The sequence below is a fragment of the Desulfofundulus sp. TPOSR genome, assembly GCF_011393055.1.
Lineage (GTDB): Bacteria > Bacillota > Desulfotomaculia > Desulfotomaculales > Desulfovirgulaceae > Desulfofundulus > Desulfofundulus kuznetsovii.
The window spans coordinates 392,799-408,114 of the sequence record NZ_JAAOEF010000002.1 but is presented as its reverse complement, the minus strand read 5'-3'; the positions used below and the strand labels follow the sequence as shown (position 1 = coordinate 408,114).

The following is a 15,316-nucleotide window of genomic DNA, read 5'->3' as shown; positions in this document are numbered from 1 at the left end:
CCTACCTGTGATTCAAGGGCTTGATGGTACCCAGGGCGGCCTGCAGGGCGATGAGGGTCAGGGGGCCCAGCACCAGGCCCACCACGCCAATGGCCTTCAGCCCCACATACATGGCCACCAGCACGGCCAGGGGATGCAGGCCCAGGGTGGCCGCCACCACCCGGGCTTGCAGGACTTCCCTCACCCCCCAGACCAGCAGGTAAAGCACTACCAGCTTAACCCCAAAGGCAATTTGACCGGAGAAAAAGGACCAGATGGCCCAGGGTATATATATGGTTGCCGGTCCCAGCACGGGAATAATATCAAAAAGTCCAATCAGTAGACCAACAGTCAGGGAATATTTGGCCCCAATTATATAAAGCCCCACAATGCTCTGGATTGTGGTCAGGGTCACCAAAAAAGATTGGGCGCGCAAATAACCGAAGGAAGCCCCCACAACCCGCCGGCTTACCTCCACCACCCGCTGGCCCCAGGGCTCCGGAGCCGTCTTAAGCCAGAGATTTATGATCAACTGGTAATCCCGGCTTAAGAAATAGGTGGCAATAAGGGCGACTATAATAGCCACCAACGCATTGGGAAGGGAAGTAATGAAATGAAACAGGGAACCGGCTAAAGAGCCGGCCACATGGGAAAGCCAGCCGGTGAAGGTGCCCATATTTTCTTGAATACGTTCGGTAACCAGCGGCGGCAGATGAAAATAAAATATTTTACCCTTCTCCACCAGCCGGTTGATCTCCGCCTGTAAAGGCCCCATGTACTGGGGAAGTCGCACCGACAACTCGGAAAGCTCCACCGCCAGGCGCAGTACCAGCAGGGTTAACAAAGCTCCTGCCCCGCCGATAACCACCAGCATGGACAGGCCGACGGCCAGTGAACGGTTGATGCGGCAAACCTGATGTAGAAAGCGTACCATAGGTTCAATGAGTACGGCAATAATTACCGCCAAAATAAAGGGGGTAAGCACGGTCAAAAGGAAATTTAAAATGACCAGCAACTCCGGAACAACGTATTTCCAGGCCAGATAAAAAAGCAAAACAGTAGTAATCAGGATAGCTACCCGCAAAGACCTGGGCACCCGCGTCACCTCAGCTTATTATAAACATACCCACATAGTAGTATACTAATGGGGCAGTAAAGAGCATACTGTCAAAACGATCGAGGATGCCCCCGTGACCGGGAATAATATCCCCTGCATCCTTTACCCCCGCCTGCCGCTTAAAAGCCGACTCCACCAGATCCCCTACCATTGCCGCCAGTCCCAAAAGCAGCCCCAAAAGAAGCAGGGGACCGCGGGGAAGAAAAGGATAAATGAGCATAAAAGCTACTGCCGCCAGCAGGCTGCCCACCAGACCTCCCACTGCCCCCTCCACAGTTTTACCTGGGCTTAAAGCCGGCGCCAGCTGGCGCCGGCCCCATCTTTTTCCTGCAAAATAGGCAACGGTATCACTGGACCAGGTGCCCACCAGCGTAAAAGTCAACCATATCCAGCCATCGGGCAACAAGCGAAGAAGATAAATATAAACGAACAAACCGATATAAAGGGTTGCCAGCAGGGTCACGGCACCTTCCACCGGGGAAAAGGCCGGATAAAGAAATACCATGAAGACCAGAATGAAAAATAGTATCAGTGCTATTGCCCCCCCCAGACCCGCGTCCTTGTATAGATATGCGCTGCCAAGCAGGAAAAGACTCCCCATAACAGCCAGCCCGTGGGGTGGATATAAATTTACGCGCTGAAACAAAGCAACCATTTCTACGGCAGCCAGCACCATCAGCAGCCCGGTGAACACCAGAAGGGACAGGTTCCCGTGCCAGACGGCGGCAATGAAGAGGGGGATACCCACCAGCGCACTCAAAATTCTGTGCCTGAGCACCTTTGTTCACCTCTAATCAGGCCGCCGAAGCGCCGCTCCCGTCGCTGAAAATCCACGAGGGCCTGCAAAAGGTGCACCCGTCGAAAATCGGGCCACATCACGGTGGTCATCCAAAATTCGGTGTAAGAAAGCTGCCACAGTAGAAAGTTGCTTACCCGGTAATCACCGGAAGGTCGAATCAACAGGTCCGGGTCCGGCTGACCGGCGGTATAGAGGTGGCTGGAAACGGTGGATTCGTCAATTTGTTCCGGGCTAAGTTTCCCGGCCAGCGCTTCTGTTACAATGGACCTTACGGCATCCACCAGCTCGATCCGCCCACCGTAATTCAGGGCCAGGTTGAGGACCATCTTCTGGTTGTTCCTGGTGCGGGAGACGGCCATGTCCAGGGCCTTTCGGGCGTGGGAAGGCAACTCCTGAATGCGGCCAATGGGATGAAGGCGGATATTATTGGCACATAATTCTTCTATTTCTTTATACAGGTATTCCACCAGCAAGTTCATCAACACATCCACTTCATCCCTGGGACGTTTCCAGTTTTCCGTGGAAAAGGCGTAAACGGTAAGGTAGCCGATACCCAGTTCGGCACAGGTACGCACCGTGTCCCGTAAAGACTCTACCCCGGCCCGGTGGCCGTAGGTTCTGGGCAAACCCCTTTTTTGCGCCCAACGGCCGTTGCCATCCATAATAATGGCCACATGACGGGGCAGACGGTTCAAGTCCAGCTGCGCTAAAAGCCTTTCTTCTTCCAAAGAAGGATTCCTTTTCCCGCCGCGCCGTAAAACGCGCACCAGGTTTTTCAGCAAAGGGCCCTCCCCCTCTTACCTGACTGAAGAGACATCACCATAATTATTATTTTTATTTACTAAAACAACCCCCTCCGGAAGAGGGGGTTTCATCCATTACTCTTCGACAATGGCTCCGGTAGGACAGGCCTCAATACAGGTACCGCAATTCTCACATTTGTCGGGGTCAATCCTGTAAGTGTCGCCCTCAATAATCGCCTCGTTCGGGCAGGACTCAAGACAGGTCCCGCAGGCCAGACATTCCTCGGTAATGCGATAGGCCAAGGATTACACCTCCTTTCCCGTTTCTTCCCGCGCCACCGTCAACACACCTTTCCTGGGGGCGATGACGGTAAAGCGAACAACACGCTGTGGCCCCCGGGGATTCCCGCGGGGAGGAGCTGTTGTCTGCACCTGAACCTGCCAGCCCAGCAAGTGGCATAAAGAAAGTGCTTCTTCTACCTCCAGAGCCAGCACATTCGGTATTTGCTCCCCCTTGATCATGACCGTTAGACCTGCATAATCTCCTGTTCCTTGGCGCTTACCAGCTGATCGATTTCCTTAATATACTTATCCGTAAGTTTTTGAATCTCGTCCTGGGTACGGCGCAATTCGTCTTCCGAAATCTCACCATTTTTTTGTTGCTGCTTGACTTTATCGTTAAGTTCACGGCGAATATTTCGAATGGCCACCCGACCCTCTTCCGCTTTCTTCTTGACCACCTTCACCAGTTCGGCCCGGCGTTCCTGGGTCAGCTGGGGAATGGCCAGGCGGATGACCGTACCGTCACTGGTGGGCGTAATCCCCAGGTCGGATTTCAAAATGGCCCGTTCAATTTCCGGTAAAATGGTTTTATCCCAGGGCTGAATCACCAGAAGACGCGGTTCCGGCACAGAAATGGTAGCCAGCTGGTTGATCGGGGTAGGGGTACCATAATAGGAAACCAGCACCTTATCCAGAAGGGCAGGAGTGGCGCGACCGGCTCTTAAGGACGCAAATTCCTTTTTGACCAGTTCCACGGTTTTCTTCATATTGCTTTCAGCCTCGGCAATTTTGGCATTAACCAACATATTCACCCCCAACATAGGTACCAACGTTTTCTCCCAGCACCGCCCGCTTAATATTTCCCTCCTGGTTCAGGTTAAACACCACCAGGGGGATGCGGTTATCCATACATAATGAAGTGGCTGTGGCATCCATTACGGCCAGCCCTTTGTTGAGGAGCTCAATATATGTGAGCCGCTCGTAGCGCCGGGCATTGGGGTTCTTTAAGGGATCGGAATCATAAACGCCATTGACCCTTTTGGCCATCAAAATAACATCCGCCTCTATTTCAGCCGCCCTTAAAGCAGCGGTAGTATCTGTGGAAAAATAGGGGTTCCCGGTTCCTGCTGCAAAGATGACCACCCGCCCCTTTTCCAGATGCCTTATGGCCCGCCGGCGAATGTAGGGCTCGGCCACCTCCCGCATCTCGATGGCCGTCTGGACCCGGGTATTCACTCCCTGCTTCTCCAGGGCATCCTGCAAAGCCAGCGAATTGATTACCGTGGCCAGCATACCCATGTAATCGGCGGTAGCCCGGTCCATCCCCTTGGCGCTGCCGGCCACACCGCGCCAGATGTTCCCACCGCCGACCACAACAGCCACCTGCACACCCATCTGGACAAGTTCATCAATCTGCCTGGCAATGGATTTGACCACATCGGGATCTATACCGTAGCCCTGGTTGCCGGCCAGGGCCTCTCCGCTCAGCTTCAAAACCACACGCTTGTACCTGGGTGCTTGAGCCACTTGGTAGAACCTCCACTTTCCCCAGTTTTATTTCTACAGTGCCAGGTAAAATCCTCTTTCCAGGAGCGGGAATTTTAGACCTTACGACCTGGTCATGGCCGCGACCTGCTCTGCAAAATCGTCCTGCCGTTTGGCCAGGCCCTCACCCAGTTCATAACGGGTAAAACGGCGGATGACAATGTTTTCCCCTATTTTGGCAATTTTTTCGTTTAAAAGCTCCTGGACGGTAATATCGGGATTTTTAATAAATGGCTGTTCCAGGAGACAAACCTCTTTAAAGAATTTATCCAGTCGCCCCTGTACGATTTTTTCGATCACTTTCTCGGGTTTTCCTTCATTAGCCGCCTGGGCCGCCAGGACTTCCTTTTCCCGGGCAATCACGTGTTCCGGTACATCTTCGCGCCGTACGTACTCCGGCCGGGCCGCAGCCACCTGCATGGCGATATCCCGCACGAACAGGCGGAATTCATCGGTCTTGGCCACAAAGTCGGTTTCACAGTTTACCTCCACCAGAACACCAATGCGCCCCCCGCCGTGGATGTAGGCATCCACCACACCCTCGGCGGCAATCCGACCGGCCTTCTTGGCCGCGGCAGCCAGACCTTTTTCCCGTAAAAAGTCCACGGCCTTTTCCATGTCCCCGTTAGTTTCCATAAGGGCCTTTTTGCAGTCCATCATGCCGGCGCCGGTACGTTCACGCAATTCTTTGACCATGGCCGCTGTTATTTCAGCCATTGTTAACTCCTCCTTCTTTATACCAGGTTTTTCCTTCATGGTATTATGTCCATTATGTAAGCTTACCAAACAAAAGACCATAGAAAAAAGCAGGGGTTCCCCGTAAGCAATTATTTCCTGCGGGGCCCCCACCAAAACTCTACCCTTTATTGCCCTGCTGCCGCAACCTGCTCACCCTGCCGCCCCTCCAAAACGGCATCGGCAATTTTGCTGGTAAGCAGGCGCACTGCCCTGATGGCATCGTCGTTTCCGGGAATCACATAATCGATCTCGTCGGGATCGCAGTTGGTATCCACAATGGCCACAATGGGTATCTTCAGCTTCCGGGCCTCGGCCACCGCAATGCGCTCCTTGCGGGGATCAATGACAAAAAGGGCATCGGGCAATTTGCGCATATTCTTAATACCGCCGAGAAACTTTTGCAGCCTTTCCTTTTCATGTATGAGTTCGGCCACTTCTTTCTTCGGCAACACGGCCAGAGTCCCATCGTCTTCCATGCGCTCCAGCTCGTGCAGGCGCTCGATACGCCGGCGAATGGTCTGGAAGTTGGTCAGCATACCGCCCAACCAGCGCTGGTTCACGTAAAACATCCCGCACCGTTCGGCTTCTTCCTTCACCGACTCCTGCGCCTGCTTTTTAGTGCCCACAAAAAGAATGGTTCCACCCTCGGCGGCCAGGTTCCGCACAAAGTTGTAGGCCTCTTCTATCTTGCGAACGGTTTTTTGCAAGTCAATAATATAAATACCGTTCCGGTCTGTAAAAATGTACGGAGCCATTTTGGGATTCCACCGCCGGGTCTGGTGCCCGAAGTGCACCCCGGCCTCCAGGAGCTGCTTCATGGAAATAATCGCCATCCTAACACCTCCTCCCCTGCTGGTTTTGATTCCTCCGCCGCCCTCATCCCTCCACAAAACCCTTCGCGGGGCACCCCTGTAGAAGTCTGGCGGCGTGTGTAATTCACACCAGGATGTATTCTAACACAAACTACCCGCGTACGCAAGGTAGAGCACTAGGGTAGAGTAGCGTAAGCTTCGTCGTCGAAATAAAACTCGCGCCCGGTGGGAATATTTTCTTGTTCCGGAACCCTCGGCTTAGCTACGGCTTCGAGGCGGAAAAAGTTAGAGGTATACCAGTTGGTGTCCGGTACAGGCAACGGGCCGAAGGCTCTTTGGACAAGGGGATAGTTTTTGCTCACAAATCCTTCCCTTTCCAGTTCGTATTCCTGGAAGTTATGGATTATATCTGTAATCACAAAATTCATGTCCAGGATCAGCCTCTGAATGAAATACCATTTGTCCCTCGAAGCCTCCAGGTGGGTCAAACCGAAATAACCGGCACTGCCTTTCCCCCGCAAAGACAGCGCGCAGCGGGACAAAAACAGGCGGATGCCCGGCAGTGTTTCTACCGGATCAATCAAAAAAGTATCGTACTGGCCCTGAAACTCCCGGGGGAGAGGGTGGCGCACATCATACCTGTGTACGGAAAGATTAGTCCAACCTTTTTTCCTGGCCTGGAGATCAATAAACTCTACCAGCCGGTCATCCACCTCTAAAACAGTAATGTGCCTGGCCATACCGGTAAGGGCTATGGCAATGCTGGTCAAATCGTCATCTCCTATGAGCAGGATATCCTGGTTTTCCAGGTCACCCCGCTGGTACATGATGGCCACCCGGGCTACTGTACTCATTGTGTCCACATACCCCTGATCAAATTCGGCAATGGCCGCTGGCCTTTGCCGGACAATCTCCGCAAACTCTCTAAGCACCCGGGGAAAACTGCCCTGAAAGGTAACGGTTTTCCCGCCACAAGTGGGACAGGTCAGCGGTTGTAAAGGGGACAGGCCCTGGCCCCGGGCCTCCTCTTTCCCTTTATCGGTGAGATAAATATAACTGCCTTCATAACGGACCAAACCCAGGGCAAGCATTTCTTCCATTACCTGTGTAAAATGAGCCAGGTGCCCATCCTGTTCCTTGATGAGTTCCCAGAAAGTGCTGGGTTTTGCCATCAGGGCACGGAAGATCTGTTTCTGCGTCCTGTTCAACATCCCACCTCCGCTGGTTAATTTAGATGGCCATAATTTTTTATACCATGAGTGGAGAAAAAAATAAAATCTTCGATGTTTTTCAGGAAAAGTTTTACACCAGGGGCAGGAAAATGATACTAAACGTTGAATAAATTAGTCCTTTGAAAGCTGTGAGCAAAGGGTGAATGCGGGTTGTTTGTGCGGAACTGGCTCCCGGTCCTGATAGCGGTCCCTTTAGCAGGTTTATTTTATCTAACTTATTCTTTGATCTCTCACCTGCATAAAATTGTTCCCATGCAGTATACTGTATACAAGGTACTTGTTGCCAGTACGGCACTGGGCCATACTCTATTGCTTTTTATAGCGGTGCTGCTGCCCCTCGGTATATACAAACGCCGCTTGTCACACCAATCCCAACCCTGTTCCATGGAAGGGCAAACAAAATATAAAGCAGAACAATACTCTCTTAACAGTATACTTGACACCATCCCCATGGCTATCATGATCGTGGACAACGAACTAAACATCGGCTATATCAACCGAGCATGGGAACAGCTGGTGGGATACACCTGGGAAGAAGTGGTGGGGAAAAAATTAACGGAATTGCAACAATTGCTCCAGGAAGAGAAGACAACCAGCTGCCCCCCGGGTGAGGATCCTGAATCCTTCCTGCTGCGCCGGGAAATCGAGATTACCGGCAAAAACGGCGAAGGGATCCACCTGGCCTTGAAAACGAAACCTATCATGCGGGGAAATAACCGGGAGGGTACCGTCATTTACTTCCAGGACATCAATACCCAGGTAAAATATGAGCTATTAAAGCAAACCTTTGATACAATTTTACAGCAAATGGTGGGGGGAGTGGTTGTTGTTGACTCCACCGGAAGAGTGCTCATCGCCAACCAGGAGACAGAACGGCTTACGGGACAACCACCATCCAGCATAACAGGCAAATTTATCTGGGATCTCTTCCCTAATATGGACAGAAAAGAACTGGTTACCGTTCAGGCTCTGGAAAAAGGTCAAGCAGTGGGTCCCCTGGAAGTACACTATAAAGTTAATGACAAGGATTTCTGTCTGCTTGTCCGCTCCGATGTCCTGCGGGACAAGTACGGACGGGTCAGCGGCGCAGTCACCGTCTTCAATGATATTACAGAACTACACCGCCAGCAGGAACTGCAGCACAACCAGGAAAAGCTGGCGGTGGTTGGCCAGATGGCCGCCGGCATGGCCCATGAACTGCGCAATCCCCTTACTTCCATCAAGGGATTTGCGCAGCTCCTGAGCGAACGCGTGGAGGATGCAAAAAGTAAAGAATACCTGGATGTAATTATCCAGGAAGTCGATCGGACCAATGAAATCATCAGTGATTTTCTCGTGCTGGCCCGCCCCCATTCCACCCAGGGGGAAAACGTGGACCTGAACCGGTTGATCAATGAACTGTTACCCCTGGTGGAAAGCCAGTGTCTTTTGACCCAGGTGGAGCTGGTTCCGGATCTTGCCCCGGAATTACCCTCCATCAAGGCGCAACCGGACCAGCTCAAACAGGTACTGCTGAACTTAATTCACAACGCCCTGCAGGCCATGGAAGAACAGCCGGTAAGAAGACTGACCCTCATCTCCCGCTGGCCGGCCGGGTCCGATGAAATCCTGCTGGTGGTACGGGACACGGGCCACGGTATGTCCGAGGAGATATTATCCCGGCTGAGCACACCCTTTTTCACCACCAAGGATGCCGGGACCGGCCTGGGGTTGACCATATCCTACCGCATTATTGAAAACCACGGCGGGAGGATTGAGGTAAACAGTCAAGAGGGGGCCGGCAGCGAATTCAGGATTTATTTGCCTGTACAAGGTCCCGGGCAAATTCACTGAGCCAGGCCAGGGGATCCCCACCGGCACCCAGACAGTGCCATTGTAAACGGGACGGTTCGTATCCCAATTCCCCAAGCAACTTTTGGAAGCGCTTTAATTGCTCCTTGACCCGGGCAGCCCCACCGGCATGGCGGCAATTGTTTTCTCCACAGGTGATCACTGCTACGCCCAAAGCCCCCGCTTCCAGCGCTTTAAGCAACCACAGCGGGTCAAGCGCGCCGGCCGTGGGCAGAGAAACCATACGGACCTGCCCCAACCCCGGGGTGGAAGAGATAGCTTCCGGGACCAGTCCCTGGAAATAGGCCCGCTGGCAAACAAAGACGGCCACCGGTGGATCGGTCGCGGGACTTACCCCGCCGACCCGCCCTTTTTCCCCCTCCAAAAGGGCATGCACTTCTTGCTCCGGCAACCCCTTAAGCACAATAGCCTCCGCCGGACAGGCCGCCGCACAGATACCACACCCCTGGCAACCCTCCACCGGTATGTTCGCTCTTCCTTTCACCACCGGCACCCCGTAGGGACAAACCCGCTGGCAGGTAAGGCAGGCAGCGCAACGTTCCTTAAGCACTTCCGCCCCCAAACCACAGCGCAGGCAGCGCTCCGCTTCCCGCAGAGCCTGCACCGGGGGAAACTCCAATTCCTGTACCACAAAGGAATACCGGCGCTGACCGGCAGGAAGTACGGGTACTTCCTGCCTGGCAAAAGATGGCAAACGGGTGCGTACCCCTTCTGGCAAATCACCGATCACTGCTGCCTTACCGGCCGGAAGAGATGCTCCTTCCAGATAGGCCCGCACGGCAGCAGCAACCCGGTGGCCGCTGGCCACGGCGGCAATGGCCGGACCGGGACCACAGGCCACCTCCCCGCAGGCAAAGACCCCGGGCACGCTGGTTTCCAACGTATCCCGGTTCACCACCAGCTGGCCCCGTTCGTTTACCGCTACCGGGGTGCCCGCCAGGCACGAAAGATCGGCAACCTGCCCGATAGCCTGAATGATCATTTCGCCGGGAACAAATGAAAGCCTGCTTTCGTCAAAGGTGGGGTTAAAGCAACCCCGGTCATCAAAGACCGACAACACCCCTTTAACTTCCAAACCCTGAATAAGCCCATCCTCCACCACCGCCCGGACGGGTCCCCATCCGGCGCACAGTTCTACCCCTTCCTCCTGGGCTTCCTTTACCTCCCACGGGTGGGCGGGCATAATGTCGCAGGTCTCCAGGCAAACTACCCGTACCTCCCGGGCACCCAGGCGCAGGGCGGTCCGGGCCACGTCCATGGCCACATCGCCGCCACCAATGACAATCACCCTTTTTTTAATGTTCACCGGGCGGCCCAGGTTGGCCCCCTGCAGGAAGGGCAGGGCCAGCAGGACACCGGGATGATCAAACCCCGGCAGGTTTAAGCCCCGGCTTTTAGAAAGGCCCACGGCCAGGACTACCGCATCATATTCCTTTTGCAGGTCGTTTAATGAAACATCTTTGCCAATCTCCACCGCGGTACGTATCTCCACGCCGGCAGCGGCGATGCGGCCCACATCCTCCCTTACCACCCGGCGGGGCAGGCGATAGGTGGGCAGGGAAGCATATAAATGTCCCCCGGCCTCGGGCTGGCGCTCAAATACCGTCACGGTATACCCGGCCCTGGCCAGGTCCCAGGCTGCGGTCAGTCCCGCCGGACCGGCTCCCACTATGGCCACCCGGTAAGGAAGGGACTGCGCAGTCGGCTTATCGGGGAAAATGCTTTCTCCCCCGGCCTTTTCCAGGGCAAACCTCTTCAACGCCCGTACCGATAACGGGGCATCTACCTGTCCCCGCCGGCAATGGTCTTCGCAGGGATGGGGGCAAACCCACCCGCATACCGAGGCAAAGGTATTGTTGGCCCGGATCAGCCTGGCAGCCCTTTGATAATCCCCCCGGGCTATGGCAGCCAGGTAACCGGGCACATCGGTGTTAACCGGACAATTGGCGCTGCAAGGCGGTAATGGCTCAAGCACTATAAAAACCCCCCTTTCTCGAACAACGGGTCATTTTTGTTTATACAATTCAGCACATTTACGGTTATGATTCTTTGTCGGGCGTCTAATTCCTTCATTAACATACCGAAAAAGTAAATGTTCAGTGAACCCGTCCCCACATTTTCCGCGGCTTGCGGAAGTACCACTATTTTGTGCCTTATATTACAAATTAGCCTGTCAACCTATTGCACTAAAAAAAGGTTTATGATATTATACCAGCAACAGGATATGTGCTAGTTATCACAAGCACACTTTGATCTCTTTATTTAATCATTCCGCATATTTGGGGAGGGATAAAATGAGCCCGGCCGTTTTCTTCCTGACCGGCTTTGCCGGAGGATTTTTATATCGCGCCGGCGGTCCGGCCTACCAGTTGTTTACCGTCCCCCTGCTGATCATTACCGGCCTGCCCCTACCCGCAGCTGTAGGCAGCGGCATTCTCCTCAATGCAGCCAGCAAACTAAAGTTGATATACTGCCCTGAAATCACGCGGCACGCTTATAAACGGGTGGGCATGACCGTGGCCATTCTATCCCTGCCCTTTATGTTAACCGGAAAACAACTCCTCCTCTGGCTCAGCACCCTGCCGGAAGGCATGGCGGTCCTCGTTTTTACCTACAGCACCGTTCTGGTCATCACCGCCCTCATCGCTGCCGGCCGTTATCGTCACTACTACCGGTTCGGCTTTGAGGACGAAAACCCGCTACCCCCGGGCGGCCTGTTCTGGAGATACCCCCTTGCGGTACCGGGGCTCGCCTTCCCCAAACATATCACGGCAGGACGGGTGAGCCTGGTTGGTGGGTCCATCGGCCTTTGTGCGGGTCTGTTTGGATTAAATACCCGTGCCCTGCTGGAACCGCTTTTGATGTACGTGACCGGCTTATCCCGCCGGCAGGCCCGGGCCACCGCATCTTTTACCCTGTATCCGGTTAGTGCCTTCGCCGTGATTATCTTCCTTCCCGACCTGTTCACTTTTTCCGCGGCGGGGATTACTCTCATAAGCCTTTGTACCGGCTATCTGGCCGGCTACCTCCACGCATGGCATCTTCGCCGGGACATACTACAAAACCCGGAGGAGAGCATTTTCCTTGCCTGGTGGGGTTTTAGCTCCGCCTTAGTGCTGCTGGGCAGCCGGGCGGCCGGCCTGGCCTCCTTTTATACTACCGCGCTTATGTTTGGGCCGGCCCTGGTCACCATGCTCAGCTTGACCTTGATCACCCTTTGCCAGCTACGCGGGAGTAAGGCCTTACCCCGCAGCAATGCACCGGAGAACTTTAAAAGTCTTTAAAAATAAAGGGGGCGAGGGCAATGTCATGGCCGCTTAAAGGCAATCAAGACCGGAATAAAAAGCGGCCCGCCGGGCTGCCCGCCGCTTACCGCCGGCGGAATATAATCTACCTTTTCGAACCGCTCCAGAGTTCCCCGCTGGCACCCCATCCGGGGCTGCCGCCTTTGGGAAGGTGGGAAAAAAGTTTAAGTCATCCTTTTGCGGAAATTGAAATTTCCCGCGCTTTGCGGGCGGAAAAAGATGCCCGGGTTAACCGCTGGCACCTTCTCCTGCCCGTGCTTACCCTGAGCATACCCACCGCCCTTTGCCTGTACGGCTTTGTGAATTATTTCATTCGCTAAGCCGGCAGGATTGTGATATCGGTCACAAGACGACCTTTAAAGGAGGCGACCCCTGTAGTCCAAACCGTTGCCACATTTGATACCAGGGCCGCCGCAGCATTTTTCGCCACCAGTATGCCTTTAGTGTCCGCCCACAGCCAGAACACCCGAAGCCGCCAGAACGAGCACCACTACTTCGGCAAGAACTATAAAAGTGTACGGTACATCCTTCTTGGACAGGTAAGCCGGCAATAAAATCAGGTACCCGACGATGGTCAGCGCGGCCAGTAGTGCCATGCCAATAAAGTTCAGGAAGTCACTGTAGCCGAGCATGTTAAACCAGCCCCACCCGGTGGGCATGTGGGCCACCTGGACAAATTCGCTGGCCTTCATTCCCCAGTACTGGGGAAGCATAGCCGGTTCAATGTACGGCTTAACCAGCCCGGTGAGATAAATAATATTGGTCAAAAGCAACAGGGCGATCCCCAGCCAGGAGCCGTAGAGAAGCACGTTGGCATAAGCCAGCTGTTCCGGCGCCACCTCCACCTGTGGCGCCGCGGGTGCTTTTGCCGGTGCTTTTTGCGGCGCGGGGCTCTTCAGCATTTCCGCTTGCGGTTTGGCCATCTTTTTTCCCCTCCTTAAAAGTCCCCTCTAAGCTAGTTCCAGATCCCCAAACCTTTGAGCAGTGAACGCAGGCCGGCAGCCAGGAGTAAAACGATCACCAGGTATTTCACGGCTTTAGGCTTGGCCGTGGCCAGCAGCCGCACCCCAACGAAAGAACCTAACATAATGCCCACGATGGAAGGCACGGCGATAACGGGCAACACCGCCCCCTGGTTCAGGTAAACCCAGGCCGCCGAGGTATCGGTAATGGAGAGGAGGAACTTGCTGGTGCCCACAGCTACCTTAAGGGGCGCACCCATGAGCAGGTTCAGCACCGGAACATTCGCCCACCCGGCACCCAGGCCGAACATACCGGCCATAATACCAATGGCGATAAATAAAAGGAAACCCTGTGGCGTTCGCCATACCGACCAGTCTACGGTTTTCCCGGAAGAACGTTCGTAATAGGTACCACCTATTTTTAAAAACCGGGCCAGCTTATCGCTTCCTCCCACCTGGGGAAATTCCGTGTTTTTTGAAACTACGAACAAAAAGGCAATGAGCACGATGGTAATACCCAGAGCGGTCTGCACCACGTTGTTGGGCAGAGCCAGGCCGATAAAAGCTCCCACCATGCTGAAAGTGGATGCTATTAAAGCCACCGGCAAGGCAAGTCGCAGATTGGCCAGGTTAAGTTTTAAAAGGCCCGGTCCTGCCGCCAGAGCCCCGGCCAGGGCCACCAGCAACCCCGCCCCGCGGACAAAGTCCAGATTAAAGGGAAAAAAGCTGCCTACGATGGGAACAAACAAAACACCGCCTCCTACACCCCCAAGCACAGCCACAATACCCAGCACGAAAGTGGTAATAAACAGGAGCAGCGGCCATACCCACCAGGGCATACCCGGGGTCCCGGCAGCCGTGCTTACCGCCGCCCCAGTGGTGGTCACGGCTGCGGTTGCCTTGGCCGCCAGTCCTCCCCCTGTAAAGGTAGCTAACCAATCAAGCATATCTTATCCCTCCAGGATTCATTGTTAGTATGGCCTCAAATCCCGGACATCCTGAATTAATTCCGGAAACCATCCGGCCTGCTTACCGGGACCATACGTCCCCATTTTTGTTAACCCTTTTGCCTGTCTCGAGCGGTTTTTCCACCTCCCCCTTGACATAATGCCTATCATTAACCACTGGGGACCAACCGCTATCATTGAATGCCCAACCTGTTAATCAACGGCTTGGTTACGGCAACGAAGTCGGCAAACTTGCGCGCCGCCAGCCAGGCATCCCCCCTGCGTACAATTTCATAGGGCAGGATCACCTTGAGCCGGTATTTGCCGGTTGCCTCCACCTTGGGCAGTTCCCTCTCCAGTACGGCCCCCAGGCGTTTTTCAATTTCCTCCTTCAGTTCCAAAAGGGGCAGGAAAACCTGCCTTTTATAACCATCCATAACCAGATCGATAACTAATAGCTCCCGGCCCTGATAAGGCCCCTTCCGCGGCCGGGTCCGGCCAATGCGGTAGTAAATGTCGTTATTGCCGAAAACCTTTACACACTTCCAGGACTCACTGATCCCCAGGTTTTGCCCGGGCAGGGTGTACGTCACCTCGATGTTTTGTTCCGCCAGAATCCGCTTGGTCTCGGCCAGCACTTCATCTAAAAATTGGTCGAAGGTTTTTTCCTCGGGGACGAGAGCAGCCTCTTCTATATTCACGCCTTCTTCGCTCTGCAGCCAGTACTCGAACCAGTCCAGGAACTTTTTAAGCTCGCGCATTACACCGGCCTTTTCCCCCTCGCCCTCCATGGCCTGTTGGGTAACCTTTTTTAAAAACTCTTCTTTGCGCCGGTTGAAAAGCTGCAGGATATCCCTCTCCACCATGACCCCTTTATCACCTCACTTGACCAATCCCGCGAAGGCTTTGTGCTTGTAACCCCATGCACATATTAGCCGACAAAAAACCCCCGTATTTGTCCGGATGATGTTTCTTAAACGACACCGGCATGTTATAATAAACGC

General features: G+C 54.2%; 17 protein-coding genes. 3 read left to right on the top strand and 14 right to left on the bottom strand.

Annotated elements, in window-relative coordinates:
• Position 1: 1 nt before the first annotated feature.
• The 10 genes from ytvI to G7K71_RS10520 all read right to left on the bottom strand — a co-directional run bounded on the left by ytvI (position 2) and on the right by G7K71_RS10520 (position 7,226).
• The gene (ytvI, locus tag G7K71_RS10565) at positions 2-1,075 is read right to left on the bottom strand and encodes a sporulation integral membrane protein YtvI (protein ID WP_166346102.1); all 1,074 of its coding nucleotides are present in this window, start codon (positions 1,073-1,075) and stop codon (positions 2-4) included.
• Between the two features lie 10 nt (positions 1,076-1,085).
• On the bottom strand, positions 1,086-1,874 hold the full coding sequence (locus G7K71_RS10560) for a phosphatidate cytidylyltransferase (protein ID WP_313884958.1): 789 nt from the start codon (positions 1,872-1,874) through the stop codon (positions 1,086-1,088).
• Complete coding sequence (locus G7K71_RS10555; protein ID WP_207712843.1) at positions 1,853-2,677, bottom strand: isoprenyl transferase; 825 nt, start codon at positions 2,675-2,677, stop codon at positions 1,853-1,855. Before G7K71_RS10555 ends, G7K71_RS10560 begins: the two co-directional genes overlap by 22 nt.
• Positions 2,678-2,773: 96 nt before the next feature.
• The gene (locus G7K71_RS10550) at positions 2,774-2,941 is read right to left on the bottom strand and encodes a DUF362 domain-containing protein (protein WP_166346100.1); all 168 of its coding nucleotides are present in this window, start codon (positions 2,939-2,941) and stop codon (positions 2,774-2,776) included.
• A 3-nt stretch (positions 2,942-2,944) separates the two neighbouring features.
• Positions 2,945-3,160 (bottom strand): hypothetical protein, encoded by a 216-nt coding sequence (locus tag G7K71_RS10545; protein ID WP_166346097.1) that lies wholly within the window; start codon positions 3,158-3,160, stop codon positions 2,945-2,947.
• A gap of 5 nt (positions 3,161-3,165) precedes the next feature.
• Entirely contained in the window at positions 3,166-3,726 is a 561-nt protein-coding gene (gene frr / locus G7K71_RS10540; protein ID WP_395858273.1) for a ribosome recycling factor, read from the bottom strand.
• On the bottom strand, positions 3,716-4,447 hold the full coding sequence (gene pyrH / locus G7K71_RS10535) for a UMP kinase (RefSeq protein ID WP_013823596.1): 732 nt from the start codon (positions 4,445-4,447) through the stop codon (positions 3,716-3,718). The genes frr and pyrH overlap by 11 nt, the downstream gene beginning before the upstream one ends.
• A gap of 81 nt (positions 4,448-4,528) precedes the next feature.
• Positions 4,529-5,182 (bottom strand): translation elongation factor Ts, encoded by a 654-nt coding sequence (tsf, locus tag G7K71_RS10530; RefSeq protein ID WP_166346094.1) that lies wholly within the window; start codon positions 5,180-5,182, stop codon positions 4,529-4,531.
• A gap of 146 nt (positions 5,183-5,328) precedes the next feature.
• Entirely contained in the window at positions 5,329-6,036 is a 708-nt protein-coding gene (rpsB, locus tag G7K71_RS10525; protein WP_013823598.1) for a 30S ribosomal protein S2, read from the bottom strand.
• 155 nt (positions 6,037-6,191) lie between these two features.
• Positions 6,192-7,226: a bis-aminopropyl spermidine synthase family protein gene (locus G7K71_RS10520; RefSeq protein ID WP_166346091.1), complete on the bottom strand. Its 1,035-nt coding sequence runs from the start codon at positions 7,224-7,226 to the stop codon at positions 6,192-6,194.
• Between the two features lie 273 nt (positions 7,227-7,499).
• On the opposite strand from G7K71_RS10520, the gene G7K71_RS10515 reads away from it, so the two are divergent.
• On the top strand, positions 7,500-9,080 hold the full coding sequence (locus tag G7K71_RS10515; RefSeq protein WP_313884957.1) for a PAS domain S-box protein: 1,581 nt from the start codon (positions 7,500-7,502) through the stop codon (positions 9,078-9,080).
• On the opposite strand, the gene G7K71_RS20050 is transcribed toward G7K71_RS10515, so the two are convergent.
• The gene (locus tag G7K71_RS20050; RefSeq protein ID WP_166346085.1) at positions 9,037-11,073 is read right to left on the bottom strand and encodes an FAD-dependent oxidoreductase; all 2,037 of its coding nucleotides are present in this window, start codon (positions 11,071-11,073) and stop codon (positions 9,037-9,039) included. The genes G7K71_RS10515 and G7K71_RS20050 overlap by 44 nt on opposite strands.
• Positions 11,074-11,392: 319 nt before the next feature.
• Between G7K71_RS20050 and G7K71_RS10505 the strand changes: the two genes are divergently transcribed.
• Both G7K71_RS10505 and G7K71_RS10500 read left to right on the top strand, forming a co-directional pair.
• Positions 11,393-12,382 carry a sulfite exporter TauE/SafE family protein gene (locus tag G7K71_RS10505; protein ID WP_166346082.1) on the top strand — a complete coding sequence of 330 codons (990 nt, stop codon included), beginning with the start codon at positions 11,393-11,395 and terminating at the stop codon, positions 12,380-12,382.
• Positions 12,383-12,402: 20 nt separating this feature from the next.
• Complete coding sequence (locus G7K71_RS10500) at positions 12,403-12,723, top strand: hypothetical protein (protein ID WP_166346079.1); 321 nt, start codon at positions 12,403-12,405, stop codon at positions 12,721-12,723.
• Between the two features lie 120 nt (positions 12,724-12,843).
• Here the strand turns inward: G7K71_RS10500 and G7K71_RS10495 are convergent, their stop codons facing one another.
• From G7K71_RS10495 to G7K71_RS10485, 3 genes are all read right to left on the bottom strand, one after another.
• Complete coding sequence (locus tag G7K71_RS10495; RefSeq protein WP_166346076.1) at positions 12,844-13,326, bottom strand: DUF1634 domain-containing protein; 483 nt, start codon at positions 13,324-13,326, stop codon at positions 12,844-12,846.
• Positions 13,327-13,358: 32 nt separating this feature from the next.
• Complete coding sequence (locus G7K71_RS10490) at positions 13,359-14,312, bottom strand: sulfite exporter TauE/SafE family protein (protein ID WP_013823605.1); 954 nt, start codon at positions 14,310-14,312, stop codon at positions 13,359-13,361.
• Positions 14,313-14,506: 194 nt separating this feature from the next.
• The gene (locus G7K71_RS10485; RefSeq protein ID WP_166346073.1) at positions 14,507-15,178 is read right to left on the bottom strand and encodes a hypothetical protein; all 672 of its coding nucleotides are present in this window, start codon (positions 15,176-15,178) and stop codon (positions 14,507-14,509) included.
• Positions 15,179-15,316: the final 138 nt, after the last annotated feature.

Excerpts from the sequence above, each read along its gene's own strand:
- G7K71_RS10515 (WP_313884957.1), top strand. The coding sequence starts at position 7,500 with ATGCAGTATACTGTATACAAGGTACTTGTTGCCAGTACGGCACTGGGC.
- G7K71_RS10500 (WP_166346079.1), top strand. The coding sequence starts at position 12,403 with ATGTCATGGCCGCTTAAAGGCAATCAAGACCGGAATAAAAAGCGGCCC.
- G7K71_RS10520 (WP_166346091.1), bottom strand. The coding sequence starts at position 7,226 with ATGTTGAACAGGACGCAGAAACAGATCTTCCGTGCCCTGATGGCAAAA.
- G7K71_RS10495 (WP_166346076.1), bottom strand. The coding sequence starts at position 13,326 with ATGGCCAAACCGCAAGCGGAAATGCTGAAGAGCCCCGCGCCGCAAAAA.
- G7K71_RS10490 (WP_013823605.1), bottom strand. The coding sequence starts at position 14,312 with ATGCTTGATTGGTTAGCTACCTTTACAGGGGGAGGACTGGCGGCCAAG.
- G7K71_RS10505 (WP_166346082.1), top strand. The coding sequence starts at position 11,393 with ATGAGCCCGGCCGTTTTCTTCCTGACCGGCTTTGCCGGAGGATTTTTA.
- tsf (WP_166346094.1), bottom strand. The coding sequence starts at position 5,182 with ATGGCTGAAATAACAGCGGCCATGGTCAAAGAATTGCGTGAACGTACC.
- G7K71_RS10485 (WP_166346073.1), bottom strand. The coding sequence starts at position 15,178 with ATGGTGGAGAGGGATATCCTGCAGCTTTTCAACCGGCGCAAAGAAGAG.
- frr (WP_395858273.1), bottom strand. The coding sequence starts at position 3,726 with ATGTTGGTTAATGCCAAAATTGCCGAGGCTGAAAGCAATATGAAGAAA.
- G7K71_RS10545 (WP_166346097.1), bottom strand. The coding sequence starts at position 3,160 with ATGATCAAGGGGGAGCAAATACCGAATGTGCTGGCTCTGGAGGTAGAA.
- rpsB (WP_013823598.1), bottom strand. The coding sequence starts at position 6,036 with ATGGCGATTATTTCCATGAAGCAGCTCCTGGAGGCCGGGGTGCACTTC.